Annotated in this window: 12 protein-coding genes; 8 read left to right on the forward strand and 4 right to left on the reverse strand. The window is 47.3% G+C overall.

What is annotated here, in order from left to right; genetic code table 11:
- The first annotated feature begins 27 nt into the window (after nucleotides 1-27).
- The gene (locus PAENI_RS14025) at nucleotides 28-975 is read left to right on the forward strand and encodes an ABC transporter substrate-binding protein (RefSeq protein ID WP_149645700.1); all 948 of its coding nucleotides are present in this window, start codon (nucleotides 28-30) and stop codon (nucleotides 973-975) included.
- 160 nt (nucleotides 976-1,135) lie between these two features.
- Here PAENI_RS14025 and PAENI_RS14030 read toward each other — a convergent pair whose 3' ends face one another.
- On the reverse strand, nucleotides 1,136-1,711 hold the full coding sequence (locus tag PAENI_RS14030) for a dihydrofolate reductase family protein (protein ID WP_149645701.1): 576 nt from the start codon (nucleotides 1,709-1,711) through the stop codon (nucleotides 1,136-1,138).
- 159 nt (nucleotides 1,712-1,870) lie between these two features.
- On the opposite strand from PAENI_RS14030, the gene PAENI_RS14035 reads away from it, so the two are divergent.
- The 6 genes from PAENI_RS14035 to PAENI_RS14060 all read left to right on the forward strand — a co-directional run bounded on the left by PAENI_RS14035 (nucleotide 1,871) and on the right by PAENI_RS14060 (nucleotide 12,640).
- Nucleotides 1,871-3,793 carry an AraC family transcriptional regulator gene (locus tag PAENI_RS14035; RefSeq protein ID WP_149645702.1) on the forward strand — a complete coding sequence of 641 codons (1,923 nt, stop codon included), beginning with the start codon at nucleotides 1,871-1,873 and terminating at the stop codon, nucleotides 3,791-3,793.
- A gap of 586 nt (nucleotides 3,794-4,379) precedes the next feature.
- Nucleotides 4,380-5,657 (forward strand): cytosine permease, encoded by a 1,278-nt coding sequence (codB, locus tag PAENI_RS14040; RefSeq protein WP_149645703.1) that lies wholly within the window; start codon nucleotides 4,380-4,382, stop codon nucleotides 5,655-5,657.
- Nucleotides 5,626-6,894: a cytosine deaminase gene (locus PAENI_RS14045; protein WP_149645704.1), complete on the forward strand. Its 1,269-nt coding sequence runs from the start codon at nucleotides 5,626-5,628 to the stop codon at nucleotides 6,892-6,894. The genes codB and PAENI_RS14045 overlap by 32 nt, the downstream gene beginning before the upstream one ends.
- 333 nt (nucleotides 6,895-7,227) lie before the next feature.
- Entirely contained in the window at nucleotides 7,228-7,716 is a 489-nt protein-coding gene (locus PAENI_RS14050) for a YfbM family protein (RefSeq protein ID WP_149645705.1), read from the forward strand.
- 409 nt (nucleotides 7,717-8,125) lie between these two features.
- Entirely contained in the window at nucleotides 8,126-11,422 is a 3,297-nt protein-coding gene (locus PAENI_RS14055; protein WP_149645706.1) for a chitinase N-terminal domain-containing protein, read from the forward strand.
- Between the two features lie 231 nt (nucleotides 11,423-11,653).
- Nucleotides 11,654-12,640, forward strand: coding sequence for an alpha/beta fold hydrolase (locus tag PAENI_RS14060; protein WP_149645707.1), 987 nt, complete (start codon nucleotides 11,654-11,656; stop codon nucleotides 12,638-12,640).
- A gap of 216 nt (nucleotides 12,641-12,856) precedes the next feature.
- On the opposite strand, the gene PAENI_RS14065 is transcribed toward PAENI_RS14060, so the two are convergent.
- The 3 genes from PAENI_RS14065 to PAENI_RS14075 all read right to left on the reverse strand — a co-directional run bounded on the left by PAENI_RS14065 (nucleotide 12,857) and on the right by PAENI_RS14075 (nucleotide 18,597).
- Complete coding sequence (locus PAENI_RS14065; protein WP_188114564.1) at nucleotides 12,857-15,265, reverse strand: LamG domain-containing protein; 2,409 nt, start codon at nucleotides 15,263-15,265, stop codon at nucleotides 12,857-12,859.
- 133 nt (nucleotides 15,266-15,398) lie between these two features.
- Entirely contained in the window at nucleotides 15,399-16,994 is a 1,596-nt protein-coding gene (locus tag PAENI_RS14070; RefSeq protein ID WP_188114565.1) for a response regulator, read from the reverse strand.
- On the reverse strand, nucleotides 16,975-18,597 hold the full coding sequence (locus tag PAENI_RS14075; protein WP_410477468.1) for a sensor histidine kinase: 1,623 nt from the start codon (nucleotides 18,595-18,597) through the stop codon (nucleotides 16,975-16,977). Before PAENI_RS14075 ends, PAENI_RS14070 begins: the two co-directional genes overlap by 20 nt.
- Before the next feature lie 416 nt (nucleotides 18,598-19,013).
- On the opposite strand from PAENI_RS14075, the gene PAENI_RS14080 reads away from it, so the two are divergent.
- Entirely contained in the window at nucleotides 19,014-20,387 is a 1,374-nt protein-coding gene (locus PAENI_RS14080) for an ABC transporter substrate-binding protein (protein WP_149645711.1), read from the forward strand.
- Nucleotides 20,388-20,399: the final 12 nt, after the last annotated feature.

Raw genomic sequence — 20,399 nt, forward strand, 5'->3', positions numbered from 1 at the left:
AATGATAACAACTCAAGGGGGAGCCAAATGAATAGACTATTTGGATGGATTGCATCCTTAATTTTAATAGCAGGATTACTGGCTGGATGTTCCGAAACTTCAGTCACATCTGCACCTGAAGTCGGCAAGATCGAGGAAGCGGGATGGCCAAGAACAATTGCAGATGCCAGCGACAATGGAGTGGTGCTCAAGACACGACCTGAGCGGATAGCGGTTCTTCATCCTTTGTATTTGGACTACTTTTTTGCTCTAGATACGCCTCCAATCGCATCAACTAACGCAGCTGAAGCAATGAAAGATTTCGCTACTTTACAGCCTTATGCCGGAACTGCTGAGATTATTGATTTGGGCAATAGCAATGCGAATCTGGAAATGATCATGGATGCAAAGCCTGATGTGATTGTAACCTTCAAGGGTTCTGTTGATAGCAATTATGATGAGTTGAATAAGATTGCACCTGTCATCTTAATTGACTACACCGATACCTGGGAAAAAACGACGATGCTGTGTGCTCAGATTGTTGGAAAAGAGACGTTAGCGGAACAAGCCATTAAGGAAACACAAGAAATGATAGCCAATACGAAAAAACAGTTAAATAGTCTTGAAAATAAGACCTTTGCCTTGCTACGGGTCGATGGAAAAGCCAATTTTAATGCTCAAGGCTCTAAAAACACGATGTACTACAATCAAACAGTGGGCTTTGGGTTGTTGCCACCAAAGGGATATCCCGAGGAAGGCGGGGCGCTTTCTCTGGAGGGTCTATACAGCATGAATCCCGATTATATTATTATCCAGCATGATATGGATATCGCAAAGGCGGCCATCAAGGAGAAGGAAACTTCAAAAGCGTGGAACTCACTGGAAGCAGTAAAAAACAATCATGTTCTTATCTTTGATAATTCACTAAACAGTGCAAGTATCCTGGCTGTCCGTTTGGCTGCAGATCATTTTCTGCAATTGGCGGCTGAACAATAATTTATTATACAAAAATCCGATCGCTCCCTGTAGGGTGATCGGATTTTTGTTATTTAGCTAAATATCTTGACCTGTTGTTTGGTGAAAATAAAGTAGTAGACTGCAGCTGTTGTCGTTCCAATAACGTTCCCCGTTAGCATAATCACCTTAAGTGACAAGATCATCTTACCGTCTGGTAAACGAGGCCTATGGCTCCAGAATCAAAGGTCTTGTTTTCGATTAGCTTAAGATTGATCTTCTCCTTGAGACCTTGGAATAACGGCAATCCCTTACCGATCAGAACGGGAGAAACCGTAATTTTATACTCATCAATTAAATCAAGCTGCATGAGGTGGTGTGCGAACCTAGGACTGCCGAGGATGACCATATCCTTGCCTGGCTGCTGTTTGAGGTTATTGATCTCTTTCTCGACATCTTCTTTCACGAGTCTGGAATTATTCCATTCGACTTCCTCCAGCTTCGTGGAAAAAACGATTTTGGCTGTCTTTTCGATCCACTCGGCATGATTCCGTTCATGCTGCGAAGCTGATGGGTTCGAAGGCACAGATGGCCAGTAGCTATGCATCATCTGATAAGTCCCACGTCCCCAAAGGACAGTGTCGGCAGTACTCAGAATTTCTTTCGCATGATTCTCCAAATCAGCATCGTAGGAAACCCAGCCAATGTCCATTTCACCATTCGGCCCTTCTACAAAACCGTCAAGCGATGCGTGAAGAAATAGAACGAGTTTTCTCATTTTCAGTTCTCCTTTGTTCATGAGGGATATCTACATTATACATTAACTACATTTTAGCAGTTTTCTTCAGTCTAGACCTTTATTATCTTTAGACAACTGTTATTGATAATGGTTATCATTTATGATGATCATTAGACAGATAACGGAGGGGTAGTCATTATGCACATCAACAATCAAATATTTCTTTGGGATCAAGCGACCGTCAAGTTATTGGATGTACGCCAAATTGAAATGATTCAAGGCGAAATTCTTCAAAAATATAAGATTCCTGCCAGTATATTTTTACTTTCGGTACATGGGAGCGCTCAAGTTCAGTTAGATCAGGTCGAATTTTCTTTTACAGGATTTCAAATCCTCCATAGCGGGAAAGGGGCGACCCTCAATATTGTTCCGACAAGCAAGAAATTTGTTTACTATATCATTTACTACCGTGCATGGATTCATGAAGAGGATCCCTTCCAAATACAGTATTGTTTTTCCCCTGATGCACCCATTTTACTTTATAACAAAATTCAAATGATGCATCAAAAATGGAACAGGCAAGAAGAGAGACTCAATGTTAAATCACTGTTTTATCAATTCATTGATCAGGTTTTAAAAGAATTGCATAGAAAAGAGACTGAGGTGAAACAAACAAGTGTTGCAGTCCAAGTAATCACCTATATCCAGGAATACTATGCGGAGCCAATCACATTAGATTCTCTTGCGGAAGTATTTAATTTCAGTGCTTATCATTTGTCATCCTTGTTTAAAGAGTACACAGGTATGAGTCCGATTGATTACTTAATTCGTTTTAGGCTTGAACGTGCAACAGAGCTTTTAATGACAACAGAGGCTTCTGTCGGGGAAATTGCAGGAAGCGTTGGTTATAAAGACGTTTATTATTTCAGCCGAATTTTTAAGAAAAGAAAAGGTGTATCCCCTGCACATTTTAGAACAAGAGAGTTACAGGCACATAAAGTTGCTGAAAGTCCATCAAACTTCCCCACATCCTCTATTTTTGAACACATCCTTCAACAGTATATTAATAATGATAATCATTATCATAATACGGAAAAAGGGGAATTACATATGTTTAAAATGACACCATCTCAGACGACGGCAGCTTTGCTGCTTTGCGGTTCTCTATTATTAGGTGCTTGCTCAAGCGGGACGGGCACAGCTGCGAAGGAACAGAGTACTGGGAATGGAACCGTTAATCAAACAGTATTAGAAGAAAGTTCGAAGACTCGAATAGTATCAACGCCAAAGGGAGATGTGGAAGTACCTGCAGAGCCGAAAAGAGTAGCGGCTGACCAATATATGGGGCATTTATTGAAATTAGGAATTGTTCCAATCGGTGCAAGAACATTTATGCTGGATGAAGGCTGGATGGAAAAGGCGGACATTCCGAAAGAAACGATCGAGAAAATTGAAGATTTAGGGGATTTTCCTTTAAACCTGGAAAAATTAACGATGCTAGATCCGGACTTAATTATCGGTTCAATCGATGAGAACATAGAACAATATGAGAAGATTGGAACGACTGTTTTTCTGCCTTATTGGGAGGGGTTAACAACCGCAGGGCCGCTTGATAAATTCAGGGGTGTAAGCAAGATATTCGGAAAAGAAAAAGAAGCAGAAGAATGGATTACGGAATACGAACAGAAAGTAGCTGAAGCAAAGTCGAAACTCGCCGGTATTATCAAGGAAGGGGAAACCGTTTCGGTTGTTTCATTTTCAGAAAAAGCGGTATACGTCTTAGCGGCAAAGGGAGGAAACTATGGTTCTTCCACTATATACAATATGCTGCTGCTGCCTCCAACAGAAAGTGCAAAAAATATGGCGGAGGGGTTTGAATCGATTTCACTTGAAGTGCTCCCAGAATACTTAGGGGATTATGTTTTTGTTTATAATGGCGATGCGGATGCAACAAATAAAGCAATGGAAAGTAACATATGGAAAGGCATCCCTGCAGTGAAAAATGGCAAAGTTTATTTGTATGGTGATAACTATCATGATGAATTCGTAATGGAGGACCCTTTTTCATTAGAGCTTCAGCTGGATACGATTGTGAATTTATTACTTGGCACTACTAAATAATTAATAATTATGGCACATCTGAGCGAAACGGAGCTTTTATCTGTTTCGTTTTTTTTTTGTAATATTTTCAGTGTAATTCACATGATAGAGAAGAAGCCGAAGGCACCTGCGTGAAAACGGAATTTACCTCCTGAATAAATTAAATAACCGCTCCGTTTGGACTGTGGATCAGGCCGTTCCTGATAGGAAGTGGAGGAACTCCGAGAGTGAGGTTGTCCGGTACCACATAAGGCTTTGTACTATGAGCAAGTGCCTTGGTCGACATCATCCACATAAAAATTCTAAGCGCAGCATTCAAAAGAGGATTTATATCAATGGATATTAATGACATTGACATCTATAGGTTTTTCTAAAATAATAGAATGTAATTGAATACTGGTACCTTTAATTCAGTCCAGAGAGGCTGACAAGGACAGCGGATTTTTATAATCACGTGAGAAGCAGGGCATATTCCGTCAAGGGATGCTCTGTGTCTTAGCGCGGATTATGATGAACAAAAGAGGCTACTTGTCAGTTTGATCTGACGAGTAGCCTCTTTTGTTTCTGCTTTTTTGGTATCAGGACACTTTATACTGGGGGTATTCTGATGAGTAAACAAGATCAAGAGTTTTCGTGGCAAGCGGTGCCGAAAACGCAGAGAAATCATTTTGGAAAGACGTTCTCCGTCATGTTAGCATTCACTTTCTTTTCCGCAAGCATGTTGGCAGGGGGAACGTTAGGGGTCAGCTTGACATTCATGGAGTTCATTGGAATCGTGCTTGCCGGTAATCTGGCACTCGGCATCTATACAGGAGCACTAGCGCATATCGCTGCCAAAACAGGTCTTTCCACGCATTTGCTTGCAAAATATGCGTTCGGTGAAAAAGGCTCGTACCTTCCTTCTTTCCTGCTTGGCTTCACACAGGTCGGATGGTTCGGTGTCGGTGTAGCCATGTTCGCGGTACCTGTCGCCAGAGCGATGGACTGGAATGTGTACCTTTTAATCTTCGTGTTTGGTCTCGCAATGACGGCATCAGCCATCTTCGGCATGAAGTCGCTCGTCATTCTGGGTTATATAGCAGTTCCGGCCATTGCTGTTCTCGGTGGTTACTCTGTGTTCGAAGGAGTAAACACGCTGGGTGGTCTGCAAGGGTTGCTCGATTACTCACCAACAGAGTCGCTCACCGCAGCAGCAGCATTGACCATTTGTATCGGGTCATTCATTAGCGGCGGAACGTTGACGCCCGATTTTGCCCGGTTTGCCAGAACATCCCGGCAGGCGGTTACTGCAACGGTCATTTCGTTCTTTTTAGGGAACTCACTTATGTTTCTCTTCGGTGCAGTCGGCGCAATGGCTTATAATTTGGCAGATATCTCGGAGGTCATGTTCTTGCAAGGATTGCTCATTCCTGCGATCATCGTACTGGGGCTGAACATCTGGACAACTAACGATAACGCACTTTACGCTTCCGGGCTGGGCTTTGCCAATATCACTAAAATTTCGAAAAAGTTCTTCGTTATCGTTAACGGCATCGTGGGTACCGTATTTGCCATGTGGATGTACAACAATTTCGTTGGTTTCCTGAATGTGCTGGGCGCGGCGATACCGTCCATCGGGGCGATCATCATCGCAGACTATTTTATTGTGAAGCGCAGAAACTATAAACCATTTGCTGACATGACTTTCAAAAATGTAAACTGGATCGCGATGGTGGCTTGGGTTATCGGCGTGGCCTTCGCCCAGCTGGCTCCAGGAATAACACCACTTAATGCACTGATTGGAACAGCGGTTGTATACACCGTGATAATGCTGATCGTTGCTAAGAAAGAATCCAAAGAAAAGGGGAATGAAAATGATTATACAGAACGCAAAATTGCGGGGTAAAGAAGGTTTATGGAATATTGTTGTGAAAGATGGGAAGTTTGAGCTTATCACGCAGTCAATGGAACTAACTGCGAATGAGGAAGTAATTGATGTTAACGGCTCACTTGTGCTGCCGCCGTTCATTGAACCTCATATTCACTTGGATACAACGCTAACAGCAGGTGAGCCGGAATGGAATTTGAGCGGAACACTGTTTGAAGGCATCCAGCGTTGGTCAGAACGCAAGGCCTTCCTGACGCATGAAGACGTCAAAACGCGTTCCAAAACTGCATTGAAGTGGCAGATCGCGCAGGGTATCCAGCATGTACGAACACATGTAGACGTTACTGATCCAAGCTTGACCGCTGTAAAAGCGATGCTTGAAGTGAAAGAAGAAATGGCACCGTTCATTGACATCCAGCTTGTCGCTTTTCCACAGGAAGGTATTCACTCCTTCCCGAACGGCGTGGAATTACTAGAAGAGTCGCTGAAAATGGGTGTTGACGTGGTGGGTGGTATTCCACACTTCGAATTCACAAGAGAATATGGCGTTGATTCGATGAAGGTTGCGTTTGACCTCGCTGAAAAATACGACCGTCTGATCGATATCCATTGCGACGAAATCGATGACGAGCAATCCCGTTTCTTGGAAGTTGTAGCCAAAGAAGCTTACGAACGCGGGCTTGGCTCCCGTACGACAGCAAGCCACACGACGGCGATGGGGTCATACAATGATGCATATACGTACAAATTGTTTAGATTACTGAAGATGGCTGACCTAAATTTCGTCTCCAATCCTCTGGTTAACATCCATCTGCAAGGACGCTTTGACACTTATCCGAAAAGAAGAGGGTTAACTCGCGTCAAAGAACTGCTGGAAGCGGGACTTAATGTATGTTTCGGTCACGATGACATTTTTGATCCATGGTATCCGCTTGGCACAGGCAATATGCTTTCGGTGCTGCACATGGGTATTCATGCTTCTCAGTTGCTCGGATACGATCAAATCGTAAATTCAATCGATCTTATTACGAAAAATAGCGCAAGAACGTTGAATATCGAGGATATCTATGGCATTGAAGTAGGTAAACCTGCCAACTTCATCGTTCTTGAAGCAGAGAACGAGTATGAGACTATTCGTAAACAGGCCGGAGTACTTTATTCGTTCAGAGCCGGCCGCAAAATCGCGGAAACAAAGCCGCGGGACACTTCGATCATTCTTGAGAACGGTTCGGAGAAGATTACTTTCAATAAATAATCGAATGAAGTATGTGCTCCATCAAGCAGAGCCTGCTTTTTAGCCAAAAATCCCCTCATGATAGTCAGGAATAGATGAGATCACGTGATTGTGAACTCTTCCTGTATACATGGGGGGATTTTTTAGTTTCTAGTGTAGGACACAGTTCATGAATCAGTACTTCAGCACAGTAAAATTTGTTATAAATACATTCAAAAGAGAAAAAAAGTGGGATTTTATATATTGGTTGTGATAACCGTTTTTCAATAAAGATGTTTCACTCAGCTAACAGGCAGTTTACAATAACAGTGCATGGAAATTTATGGGGTTAAAAATGGAAAGAAGGTTGAGAACATGGGAATGCGTGGTTATTACTTTGCAATGGATGACAATCTGGTGCAGAAAATCGCAGCAGGAGACATTGCATTGAAGAGTTTGAAAATAGACGATTATCCCGGACTGGACATTGATAGATCCTGGGAGGCGATTCACTACTTGCTTTGTGGAGATATCTCCGATGGAGATGCCCCTCTTGGCTATGTTGTTCCACTGACGTCAGACAGAGGCATCGATTTTGGCTCATACGGGGCGTTTTCCTTACGTGCCGAGCAAGTTGCAGAAGCGCTTCAGGCTATATCTACGCTGGATGAAGCACAGCTCCGCTTGCGGTATGATTTCCCGGCCATGGTCAAGAACGAGGTATATCCTCTAGAGCCTGATACTGTTTCAGACGAGGATAAGGACGAGTTCTTTGCTTACATGCTTCAGCATTTTAACGAAATCCGGCGTTTCTACAGTCAAACTATAGCCAAGGGCAAAGGTCTCATCTTCTATATTTTCTGATTCCAATAATTTGAATCATTCAGGGGCTAATATTTCAAATAGTGCTAAACTAACGTGAAACGTTAGTTCAATTAAACAGCGACAGTCTAGGACTATATTTTTCGTCCTTTGCTGTCGCTGTTTTAATTCTAGGGTCAGTCTAATACTTTACTTGCCGCTGACAGTTGTTATGTTTTTGTAGAAACACTTAGGACGTTCCGGACCTAAACTCCAGTATCACTAAGACTTTTTTTATAGCTTATTTCCAAGATTCGACCTTGTTTTCACCCACTGTATAGGCCGAAAGTATAAATTTACAACACTTTACAAAAATCTATGTTTTTCCTAATCCTTATGAGATAGCATATTAGACGAAAGCGGTGGACAATTATGGAAAAATCCACCGATCTATATCTTAAGGAGGAAGAATATGAAGGAGAAGCGTTCAGGTTGGAATAAGAAGCTGCTAAAAAGCATGCTGGTTGCATCTGTTGCCGTACCCCTGCATTTGTTCGCATTCGGAGCCGGCTCGGCGATATACGCTGAGGGGCCAAGCGACCCCGCCCCATTCATTGAAGCCAAAGTGGTCAACGAACATGCAGGCCAGAAAATTCTGTTTGACAATACCCACGCGCAGACGGCCGGAGCGGCCGACTGGGTTATTAATGGCGCTTTTTCCGATTTTGGTAATGCGCTTGCGCAAGAAGGCTATTACGTCAAAGAGCTTCGTAAGACCACTCCGATTACGCTAGGCGATCTTTCCAGCTATGACGTCTTCGTCGTGGCCGAATCTAACATTCCATATAAATCCAGCGAGCAGGCAGCTATGGCGGAATACGTGGAGAACGGCGGCAGCATCTTCTTCATCGGCGATCATTACAATGCGGACCGCAATAAGAACCGCTGGGACGGCAATGAGGCATTCAACGGTTACCGCCGAGGAGCTTGGGACAACCCGGCCAAAGGCATGAGCTCCGAAGAGGCCGGTTCCGCGGCAATGCAAGGCGTGGTCAGCTCCGACTGGCTGGCGGAAGAGTTCGGCGTCCGGTTCCGCTTCAATGCGCTGGGTGACATTAACGCGACCAATATCGTGACTCCCGATCAGGCCTTCGGTATTACTTCAGGAGTATCAAGTGTAGCCATGCATGCCGGCTCCACGCTGGCAATCCTCGACCCGACCCGGGCGAAGGGCATCGTCTATCTGCCGAAAACCAACAATGCTTGGGGCAACGCGGTGGACCAAGGTGTCTACAATGGCGGCGGCGTAGCAGAAGGTCCTTATGTGGCCGTGGCGAAAAAAGGTTCCGGCAAAGCCGCCTTTCTCGGCGACTCCTCCCCAGTCGAGGATGCCACACCGAAGTATTTGCGCGAGGATACCGGTGCCAAAAAAACGACTTACGATGGCTTCAAGGAAGCTAACGATGCTGAGCTCCTGGTGAACACCGTTAACTGGCTCGCCGAACAAGAGAGCTATACGGATTTCACCAAGGTAAGTGGCCTGACACTGGATCAGCCGACTCAGCTGCTGCCATTCGAAGAGCCGGCGCTTTCCACTGAGCCTCAGCCAGAGCCATGGGCCGCTCCGAATGCCGGCTACAAATGGTTTGACCGCACCAGCTACAAGGCGGGCTCTTACGGCGGACCGGCGGCTACTGCAAGTGCGGTGTACAATTTTACGCACCAAACGGTGCTGCCGAACGCGCAGGATTTCCAGATTCGTGTCAGCGCAGATAATCTCCCTGCCAATACAAGCATATCAGGCTTCCAATTGGGTATCTACCAGGTGAGTAGCGGTGCCCAGATCGCCAAGATCCAGAACAGTGACGGCACTTGGCCGAGTAGCTATGCTTACAGCGCCAACTTTAGCCTGACTTCAGACTTGAACGGCCATGCCTACAAAGATCTGACCGTGCAGATCAAACCGGGCACCACGGCTGCATCCAATCTGCGTCTGCGCCAGAACGGAACGAACCTGAAGACCGAATCAGTAACGCTCGGTAACGTCCCAGCAGAACCGCTTCCGGACGAGGAAGATCCGATTCCGGCGACCGTTTCCATCGGCGAAGCCCGGACCAAGATTGTTGGATCCTTGGTGACGGTTGAGGGGATCGTAACGACTGAGCCGGGTATATTCGGCGGGCAAACCTTTTATCTGCAGGATAAGACCGGCGGTCTTTATGTCTACCAGAGCCAAAGTGGCTTCCATGCCGGCGACACGGTCAAGGTAACAGCGTCCACGGCGCTGTTCAATTCGGAGCTAGAGTTGACCGAAGTTGTGCAGATCGAGAAGACCGGCACTGCGATGCTGCCCGAGTCCGTTGACGTGCCGGCTGTGAACGATACCAATCAAGGTCAGCTGCTCAAGCTTAAAGGCGTGAAAGTGACGAATATTATCACAGCCACTCCAAGCGGTTCCTTTGAATTTGACGCCATCGCCGATGGCGGGACAAGCAATCACATCCGGGTGGATGCCCGGACGGGCATCACGAAAGACAGCTTCCCTTATGCGGAAGGACAGAAGCTCGATATTACGGGCGTAGCCGCGATATTCAAAGACGTATACCAACTCAAACCTAGAAGTCTCGGAGACTTCAGCATTGTGGAAGAAGTGGGGGCTCCGGTAACGACGGCAACCCTGTCGGTAAATCCGAACGCTGCCGGCTGGTTGAACCAGCCCACCGAAGTGACCCTGAAGGCCGACTCCGATACAGCTAAAGTTTATTACTCGCTGAACGGCGGTGCGGAAGCCGTATACAGCACTCCGTTGGCCGTAAGCAAAGATGGACGGCATACGCTGTCTTATCATGCGGTTTCGGGCAAGGGAAAGGTGGAAGAAACTAAGACACTGAGCCTTAATATCGACACGGTTTCACCGACAGCGGAGCTGACGGAGTCCGGTCATGCGGTCGGAGATGTGGAGGAGGAAGCCCAGCTTAAGTTTGTATTGGCTGCCGAAGATAATCTGTCTGGCGTCACCTCCAAGCAGCTTCTGCTGGATGGACAGCCCATAGCAGACGGACAGACCCTGAATGCTGCGGAGCTGGGTGCCGGGTCCCATACTGTAAACTACGTCGTGACCGACGCCGCAGGCAACACTGCCGAAAAGAGCTACACGTTCCAAATTACTGTCGGAGCGGCGCTTGCAACTGACAAACCTGGACAACCAGTGTTGTCTTCGAACAGCGGCTACGGTAATGGACTCAGTGACGGCAACTTTACCGTCACCATGAACCTCTGGTGGGGCAATAACGCTACCAGCTACAAGCTTTATGAGAATGGCACATTGATCGATTCCAAGTCTCTGAAGGATGTATCTCCTTCCGCGCAGACGGCAAGCACAGCGCTTCACGGTAAGACGAATGGCACCTATATATACACAGTGGAGCTTACCAACAAATACGGCACAAGCAAGAGCCAGCCGCTCACGGTGACGATCCGCGATGCCGCACCGGGCAAGCCGGTCCTGGCCCATGACAACTGGGACGGAGATGGCTCTTATAAAGTAACGATGAATCTGTGGTGGGGCACTAATGCCACAGAGTACCGCCTTTATGAGAACGGGCAACTGATCGACACGCAGGCGCTAAACGCCAACACGCCTTCGGCGCAGAGCGCTACGACTGACGTCACTGGTCGCGCTTCCGGCAATTATGAATACCGGGCGGAGCTGGTTAATGCAGCGGGAGAGACCATAAGTGATATCATCAAGGTAACCGTCAACAAATAATACGATGAGCGTTTAAATCTTGTAAGAAGTATTCCAAGGTGTTGCATTCCGATTTGCTGTTGATCTAAATATGTCTCCAGGAGGTGCTTATATCTTTCAGATATAACGCCTCCTTTTTGACTTGTTCATATTCCGTTCATATTGTCGTCACGATGAGTACATCTTAGTTGATTACACTTTGAATATGTCGTCAAGGCGGCACTTCAGATACAGAGACAAGGAAGGGAAGAGATGAACGTGGCAAATAAGGTAGAAATAAAAACAACTGGGACTAAGAGCCACAAGAAACGGAACCTATGGTTAAAAATAATCGGAGGTATTGTAGGGGCGCTCGTGCTGTTCATGGGCATCGTTTTTATCGTTGATACAATCAGCGATGGGGTAGAGAAAAAGAAAATCGAATCCTATGGCCAGTATGTCAATGTGGATGGGAAAAAGATGAATGTGCTCATTCAAGGCAGCGGAGAACAAACCGTTGTACTCCTACCGGGACAAGGAACCCCGTCGCCTGCACTTGATTTCAAATTGCTGATCGATGAAATTACCCCTAATTATAAAGTCGTGGTAGTCGAGCCTTTCGGTTATGGCTTGAGCGATAAAACCGAGAAGGAAAGAACGACGGAGAATATAGTAAGTGAGGTTCACGAAGCTTTGCAGCAACTGGGTTTAGACAGTTACATTCTAATGGGACATTCCATCGCGGGACTTTACGGAGCGACCTATGTGAACACTTATCCGGATGAAGTTCTTGCTTTTGTCGGCATCGATAGCAGCGTTCCCAATCAACCCGGGATGGATGTCAAATTACCTTTGAAATCCATGCAATTTCTTCAAAAATCAGGTCTGATGAGATTGTTCCAAAAAGTGAGCGGAGATGCGTATAAATCGCTTGCATTCGATGAGCATACCAAAGAACAGATGCGTTTGATTTCGAATCAAGTCGCGACCAATCCAACGTTGATGAATGAACTGAGCCACCTCGGTTCCAATTTTAAAAATGGAGAAAAACTCACAATGCCAAAAGACTTGCCGTTGCTTCTCTTCGTTCAATCGAATAATGAGCACAATAAACAGTGGATTCCGCTTCATGAAGAGCAAGTCAAACAATCCGCACAGGGAAAAATGATCCCGATGGAAGGTTCTCATTACCTGCATCATACAAAATACAAAGAAATCGCTGAGGAATTCAAAACTTACATGAAACAAATCCAATTGTAGGGTTAATAATTAAACTGCGGTGCCGAAATTGAAGTGCACCCTCTAGAATTTCATCGGACAAACCAGGGGGTTTATCCGATGTCTATTCTAAGGGGTGCACTTCATAATGCTTTATGTTGTTTTTGTTTGATTCCAATTCTTGTGTCACATCTGCCGATCAAGAGAGAATCAGCGCTAAGGTCCAAGTACTTGTCCTACAAGGGACTGTACACCGATTTAATCACCTACAATTTCGTTCAGTAAAAGTTCTTCCGATAACGCATAGCGATACAGCCGAACCTCGTCGATTAGGCCGTTCATTGTGGAGGACGAGTTATGTCCGGCGGTCAACGACAGTTTGTTCGAGATGTTACCTCCGAGCAGTGAATTATTTTCTCCAACTAATATACCGTCTACATACAGTCTCAGTCCCGTGTCCCGATCCGCTACAGCCGCGACATGATGCCAGTTGCTGTCTGTATACGTCTGGGTCGATTGCACGACATCGACGGTGCTACCGTAATCGAGCCAAAATCGAATTGTATTGTTGCTCTCGATTCGCAGGGCATAGGAAGCGTTCGTATCCCCTTTATTTACGATGTATTTCGGCGTGCCGACAACATTGGTTCTAAACCAAGCGGTCAGGCTAAAGTCTTGATCTGTGCCGAAGTCGTACAAGCCGGAATCCGGATCACCAAGCTTGACGAATTGTCCACTTCCCGAGAATTGGACAGCTCCTCCTGATTTGCCTGATGAGCTGCGAGCCACGCCGTTCAAAAGCATCCCGTATTCGTAATCGCTTATATCGTTGGCTGTGATAATGCCGCTTCCCACCGTCGGTTCGTCAAAGCTCCAGCTTCCAGCGACACCACCAAGAGCAAGCATCTCATGTTCTTCTAAGTCATAATTGAATAATTTAACCTCAGAAATCAGCCCCTTTAACGTCAAAGCTGAATTAGAACCAATCGTCAGGGGGAGGTTGCTAGCTATGTCGCCTCCCAGGAACGCAGACGATTGCGCGACAATCGATCCGTCGACGTACAGCCGTAGTCCGGCATCGCGGTCTGCCGCGCCAGCGACATGATGCCACTTACCGTCCGCTAAGGAAACGGCGGACTGTACTGCATCGAACGTACTCCCGTAATCGAGCAGGAATCGGAGTGAGCCGTCCGCTTCGAAGCGAAGCCAGAAGGAGCCGTTGGTATCGCCTTTGTTCACGATATATTGGATCGATCCGGTATGGCTTGTCTTGACCCATGCCGAGACAGTAAAGTCCTGCGTCGAGCCGAAGTCAAACGAGCCGTCCGCAGAATGGCCAAGGTTGACGTGATCGCCAGCTTGGGAGAAGCTCAGTGCTGGACCAAAGTGCCCTTCCGCGCCTGGTACTGCACCTGAGATCGAGCCGTCGTGTCCTGCACCTGATGTATCGACGGCCGTCATCCCGGCTGTTTCGTTCAGCGGCCAGCTCCCGAGCAATGAACGGTTCCACCAGATACGCGACACGATGGTACTGTTAGGCTGGAGCGAATTCCACTCATTGCTGGTCACAATACTCAGCTCTGGCGTAACATCCAGCGTGCCAAAGTTCCCGAGCTGCGCACGGTCGGTCGTGTTTGGCATCACGTTGTGCTCTGTTTCCTTCTTAAGCCTAAGCGTTTCCGGATTCATCTTGGCCATCCATAGAGGCGCCCGATATCGGAACACATCCGAATTGACGGGATCTTGCCGAGTATAAACGAGATACAAGCCGTCCGGTCGCGTAATCCAATGCATCTGCGTATTCATGCTGCCGACGATGGGAGTGCCGTCTTCCCACTGTAGATCAACGGCGGGCTGCCAGTCGATACCGTTAACGCTCTTGGTCAAACGATTATTCGTGTCATCACGGCTCGTTAGGAAGTATTCGCCGCCGAACATGGTCAGCGAAGCCTCGATACCTGAACGATTGCCGTGTACACCGGTGTTCGGGACCGTACCGCTCATGCTTTCGTATATCAACGAGGTCCCGTCGAAGGAGGCGGTCACAACTTGCAGCGCGCCAGAGCCGGAGGTCGAATGGATCGGCCATAACACCTTGCCCGTCTGCTCGTCTATTTGTGGATAAGAGCTTCCCGCATGACCGAATACTTGTGGCCAATCAAAGAGTTGCCAATCTGCACTCCAGGCTTCGATAGTTGGGTCGAATACGGCGTATGCAGGATAGGTTTGCTTTTTGCCGTAATTGGCGTCGTACGACTGTGCCATGCCAAGCAGTATGATCTTGCCGGTTGCAGCATGATAGACAGGAACGGGATCGATGAGCATGCCCCTGTAGCCATTCGGAAGTGTCTTCCAATCGTATTGCGGGATAACGTTGTAAGGCGTCCAACTGTCACCAAGATTAGTGCTGACCGTGTAGGCGATGTCATAAAACACATCGGAGTGGTTGTCGTTCAAATCTTTGGATGCCGTGCACAATATCGCCGGAGTACCATTTTGACCTTGTCCCGGCAGGGTGGCACAACGCGTATGAGACCACCAGAAATCATTGGTGCCATCATTTGCATAGATCCGTTTCGGATCGACACGGTAACCGGTAGCGGCTGCTGGCACAGCCAAAGCCGCCATAAGACAAACGAGCAGCAAACAGGAAACAGCTTGTTTCAAAAGAATCATCAGCTCCTTGGACATAAATTATAAAGCGCTTACATTAAGAATCATACCAAATCAACTCTTTCTAACCTATTGGATAGAGTCTAGATTTGGTAGATTATATTAATCTTTTGAGCGGTATGGCCGATCAAGTTTCGCGATTGCGGTATTCGGTCGGTGTCAGGCCAGTCCTTTTTTTGAACAGACGGCAGAAATATTTCTCGTCTTGGTAGCCGGAGTGGAGTGCCACCTCATAGGTTTTCAGAGAGGTTTCCGCAAGTAATCGTCTCGCTTCGGCAAGCCGTATTTCGGTCAAGTAATCCGACAGGTTGATGCCTTGGACCTGCTTGAACAAAAAGCTTAGATAGACGGGCGACAAATAGACTGCCTGTGCTGCTGTCTCCAGCGTCACATACTCCCTGAAATTATCCTCGATAAATCGCTTTGTCTTTTCCACGATCGCGTTTTTACCGACTTTGCGAAAATCGAGGGTCCGCCGCAGGAGTACATCCATATAGCGTCGCATTTCTTCCACTAACTGCTCCAGCGTAGACGTTTCGAAGAACATCGTAATCTGACCGGCGGGAAGCAGTTCGTCGAGTGCCAGCTTCGGGTGCATGCCCATCAGCGAGTCCGCAGCTGCCACCATGTGCTGGAGTGCAATGGATTTGGTCACTTGTACAGGATAGTCGCGGCTCTTCAAATGTTGGATAAAGTCCTCTAGCCATCGGGTGAGCTGATCGGGATTACCGACTTTGAGCGCAAGTTGAAGCGCTTCGTCAACTGGAGTGGAAGCTGGAAACTTCTGATTCGGTGAGACGGTATTTTCCCATTCCAGATCCTCAACGAACACGACCTGGTTTGGACCGGTATAGTATTTGTACTCCAACGCCGTCCGAGCCGATTGATAGAGATGTTTGCCCTCCGTATTGAGGCTCATCCCTTGCACCGATACCCCGATCATCACCGTATAGTGAAGCGCCTCGCGCAGATTACTTACCAGTCTGCACAAATCCTCCCGAAACTGAGCCTTCTGCGACGGTGTGACATTGGCCTGCAGAATGAATCGGTTGTGCTCAGGACAAATCAAGAATTTGTCTGGCCATGCCGCAAGCGTCTCCTCAGCTATATTCATAACAGCAAAGTTCATCAACTGCTGATCTTCATAAGAGTAGTTTTTCGGAAAGTCCGGATCTTCGTCCAGCTCGATGATTGCTAGATATACGGGACCGATCCGCAGAGGGATGTGTAGGAACTCCGTTTTTTCCACGAACAGATCGTCGTTGAAGCAGGCGCCCTCCAGCAAAGAAGTAAGAAAACGGAAACGGATCAGCGGCAGATGGTCCTTAAGTTGACTTTTGAGCTTTTGCTCATCTTTCCATTGCTGTTGGATGGATAGGACAACATTCAGCAGCTGGTCGAGATCCGGCGGCTTTAGTAAATAATCCAGGGCGCCTAGCTTGAGCGCCTGCTGTGCGTACGTGAACTCGTCGTGTCCGCTCAAGATGACCGATTTAACCGGCAGCTCCCGCGCATGGATTTCCTGCAACAGCTCCAGGCCAGTTTTGCCCGGCATCCGGCAATCCAGTAACAGCAGATCGGGCTTGTCTCGCTCGATAAGCTCCAGCGCTTCATCTCCGTTATCGGCAGGCGGAAGCCAAGTAAAACCATGCTCCTCCCATGGAATAAGGGCACGAAGGGCTTTAGGTACGATGGGTTCGTCGTCAATGACCATGATTTTCATAGAGCAGCCTCCATTGGTTTTCGTCTGATATGAGCGGGATAACCAGCATAACACGCGTGCCATGCCCCAGTTCGCTCTCAATACGTAGTGCGTATTCCGGCCCGAACATCATCGTCAGTCTTTCATTGACGTTACGGATGCCATAACCGGTGCCGCTGGTATCACTTTCAAGCAGAGAACTTGCCATCTCCGGGCTCATGCCGCATCCATCGTCTTCGATGACGAATTCAACCCGCTGCTCGTCCAGTTTTCTTCCTCTGATCGAGAGCGTGCCGGGCTGTGCCCGCTTTGTACTAAAGGCGTGTAGAATCGCGTTTTCCACCAATGGCTGAAGCAGTAGCTTCATCATATAGAAGTGAATGATGTCAGGATCGATCTCATAACAAGGAATGAATCGGTTCGGAAAGCGGGCATATTGGATATGAATATAGGCCTTGACCTGGCTCATCTCCTGACGAATCGTATAATAATCTTTACCCTTGTTAAGAGAAAGACGGAAGAGCTCAGTCAGGGATTGCGTTACCTGGGCTGTATTATCATCACCGTTCATTTTCGATTTGAGGAAAATATAGTCCAGCGTATTGTACAGAAAGTGCGGTTCGATCTGAGTCTGAAGCGTCTTAAGCTCAATCATCTTTTGTTTTGTTTGACTAATGTACACTTTCTGAATGAGACTGTTCGTTTCCATGACCATATCATTGTACTTTTGGGTAAGCAATCCAATCTCATCTCGTGAGGTGACCTCGACATTCTGGTTGAAGTCGCCCCGTTTGAAGTTGTTCATGGAACGGAGTAACTTCTTAATCGGTTTTGTAATACTGCGCGATAGGAATACCGAACAGAACCCGACAAGAGCGAGCAGCGATAACGATAGGACGAGAGTCACATTTAGCATGATTCGGTGTTGGCTACGGATAATTTCCAGCGGTGTGAGGCTCACAATGTTCCAATGATATGGTTCCACGACCGTACTGGCGACGGAATAACGCTTTCCGTTAATATCATAGATCTCCGAATGCGACTTAAGTGAAAGCTGCTGCTTGAGTTTCAGATCGTCCATCAGTGTTTTTTTTAATCCGTTGTCCTGACTTTTGCTCGATACAAGATTGTAGTTGTCATCAAAAATAAAGATGTTAGACGAGCGCACAATCTCGATGTCCTGAATGATATTGCCGATAGCGTCACGATTAACACCCATAAAAAGCAAGCCGAGCTTGTTGTCCGGGTCATATAAATCGACGATCCGCCGTCCAATCATAATTTCATTGTAGCTGTGCCCGAATGTAAATAGGGGGGTGCTGTAATACGTCCAGAATGCCTCGCCGTCCCGGGAAGCAACAGCGGTGTATAGCGGCATCTCAGCGAAGTCGGAATACGGGATGACCTGCCGGAAAAACTCGCTGAAATCGCGGTACAAAAAGCCGTTTTGGCCGTAGATAACAAGGAAGCTAACGTATTTTTTGGCGGCTTTGATGTTGTCGAGATAAGCAAGTGCGGCAGCCTGTTCAGTGTTGACCGTTCCGTTATAATCCCGGCTGAGCAAGCTTTGTAAGCTAACGTTATTCATAATGTAGGAAGTAATGTCGCCGGCGTCGTCCAGCATCAGCTTGATGTTGTTGCCGATCAAGCGTACCGTCTGGGCTTGATTTTGCTCCGTTTCCTTCTCTAAAGAGGAGGTGGCGGTCCGAAACGAAAAGAAGCCGAGCGTCAGCAGCGGAATGAGGACGAGTAATACAAAGGATACGAACAGTTTCGTTTGCAGATGTCTGAATACGAACATGGAAAGCCTCCCAACAGGCGGCGCTTGATCATCCGCATAGGAAAATAATGTTATAAACAATTTATACTGTTACATTAGCAAATCCTTTCTCTACATTCAATATGGAGGTAGAAGATCGAAACCAGTTACTTGACGAAGTCCACTAAACCTTGAAATTGCCGCATTGTTGCGTATCGAATCTGCGGGTAAGATGGGATTGTGCACAAGCAAGACAAGTCCAAACGGGAGGGTGATCAGATATGCGCAGGGGGAAAAAGAGATTTGGGTTCGGCGCGGCGGTTGTTGCACTGTCGCTGTTAGCGAGCGGATGCGGAACGTCTGGCGGGAATAACTCGGCAGAGAATGGAAAGAACAGCCAGCCGCCATCGACGGCGGCAAGCGGAGAGGCCATCGACTGGAACACAGTCAAGGCTGACATCCGGTTCGTCTATCCGGGAACTTCGGAGGCGGAGAAAGAGCTGGCTGAACAGTTCAAGGCGAGAATGAAGGAAAAATATCCGAACGTCAATATCGAGTACATGTATCTGTCGTGGGCCGATATGGAGAAAAAACTATCCGTCATGTTAAATTCGGGGGACGTCCCGGATCTCACACAAACGCAAGACATCACCAATTTGGTTCGATTGAACGGCTTGGAAGACTTGACCCCCTATTTTGAGCAAGAAGGCGAGCATTTGAAGAAGGACGATTTTCTGCCGGGTACGATGGAATATGCCCAAGAGGACGGCAAACTGTACGCTGTACCGAATCTAGCGAACTCCTTCACGATGATCGTCAATGAGAAAATGCTGAACGAAGCAGGCATGAAGCTGGAGGACTTGCAAACGTGGGAGGATGTTGAGAAAGCAGCCAAGGCGATGACGAAAGACGGCAAGTACGGTTTCGGCTATCCGCTTGGAACAGCCCGGTTCGCATTCCGTGTGCCGTTCACGGCCGCATATAGCAATAATCTGCTGCTGAGCGATACGTCAGCTGAGAGCAAAAACAAATACCTGGAAACGCTTCAGCATTTCAAAAATCTGGAGCCTTATCAGCCGAAAGCGCATCTGACCTGGGGGTACCCGGAAATGTTCCGCGCATACAGCAATGGCGAGGTTGGCATGATTGCGGCGGGAACGTTCTTTACAGCCAATGTATACAGCATTAACCCAGACATCGTCAATGTCTCCCGTACGATAGCGTATCCGAAGGGGCCTTCAGGCACATCAGCCAAAGCGCCGGTATCGAACGTCGGTATCGCGATGTTCAAGGACAGTAAAAACAAGGAAGTCGCCTGGAGACTCATTCAGGAATGGTCATCCCAGGAATTCAACAGCACGGCAGCATCCGTCGTCAACGTGACAGCGATCAAGAGTACAAGCCTCGATGAAATTATCAAGAAGTCGGAAAAAATTTATCCAAAAGCGATAGAGGGACACAAGACGATGCTGAACGACTTCAGCAAGCTGCTGGATGAATCCGGCGTTCCGATGGACAAAATTCCGGGACAAAGCGAGATGGAAGTCATCGTTCAGGAACAGATGGCCAAGCTGCTTAACGACAAAGTGACGGTAGAAGAGGCATATGCCTCCATCAAAGACGGCATTGACAAAATCAAGGCAAAACTGGAATAGGCCAGACTCCCG

Source organism: Paenibacillus sp. B2(2019), from assembly GCF_008370385.1.
Lineage (GTDB): Bacteria > Bacillota > Bacilli > Paenibacillales > Paenibacillaceae > Paenibacillus_AQ.

Coding starts and splice junctions, on each gene's coding strand:
- PAENI_RS14025 (WP_149645700.1), top strand. CDS start 28: ATGAATAGACTATTTGGATGGATTGCATCCTTAATTTTAATAGCAGGA.
- PAENI_RS14030 (WP_149645701.1), bottom strand. CDS start 1,711: ATGAGAAAACTCGTTCTATTTCTTCACGCATCGCTTGACGGTTTTGTA.
- PAENI_RS14035 (WP_149645702.1), top strand. CDS start 1,871: ATGCACATCAACAATCAAATATTTCTTTGGGATCAAGCGACCGTCAAG.
- codB (WP_149645703.1), top strand. CDS start 4,380: ATGAGTAAACAAGATCAAGAGTTTTCGTGGCAAGCGGTGCCGAAAACG.
- PAENI_RS14045 (WP_149645704.1), top strand. CDS start 5,626: ATGATTATACAGAACGCAAAATTGCGGGGTAAAGAAGGTTTATGGAAT.
- PAENI_RS14050 (WP_149645705.1), top strand. CDS start 7,228: ATGGGAATGCGTGGTTATTACTTTGCAATGGATGACAATCTGGTGCAG.
- PAENI_RS14055 (WP_149645706.1), top strand. CDS start 8,126: ATGAAGGAGAAGCGTTCAGGTTGGAATAAGAAGCTGCTAAAAAGCATG.
- PAENI_RS14060 (WP_149645707.1), top strand. CDS start 11,654: ATGAACGTGGCAAATAAGGTAGAAATAAAAACAACTGGGACTAAGAGC.
- PAENI_RS14070 (WP_188114565.1), bottom strand. CDS start 16,994: ATGAAAATCATGGTCATTGACGACGAACCCATCGTACCTAAAGCCCTT.
- PAENI_RS14075 (WP_410477468.1), bottom strand. CDS start 18,597: ATGCTGGACGACGCCGGCGACATTACTTCCTACATTATGAATAACGTT.
- PAENI_RS14080 (WP_149645711.1), top strand. CDS start 19,014: ATGCGCAGGGGGAAAAAGAGATTTGGGTTCGGCGCGGCGGTTGTTGCA.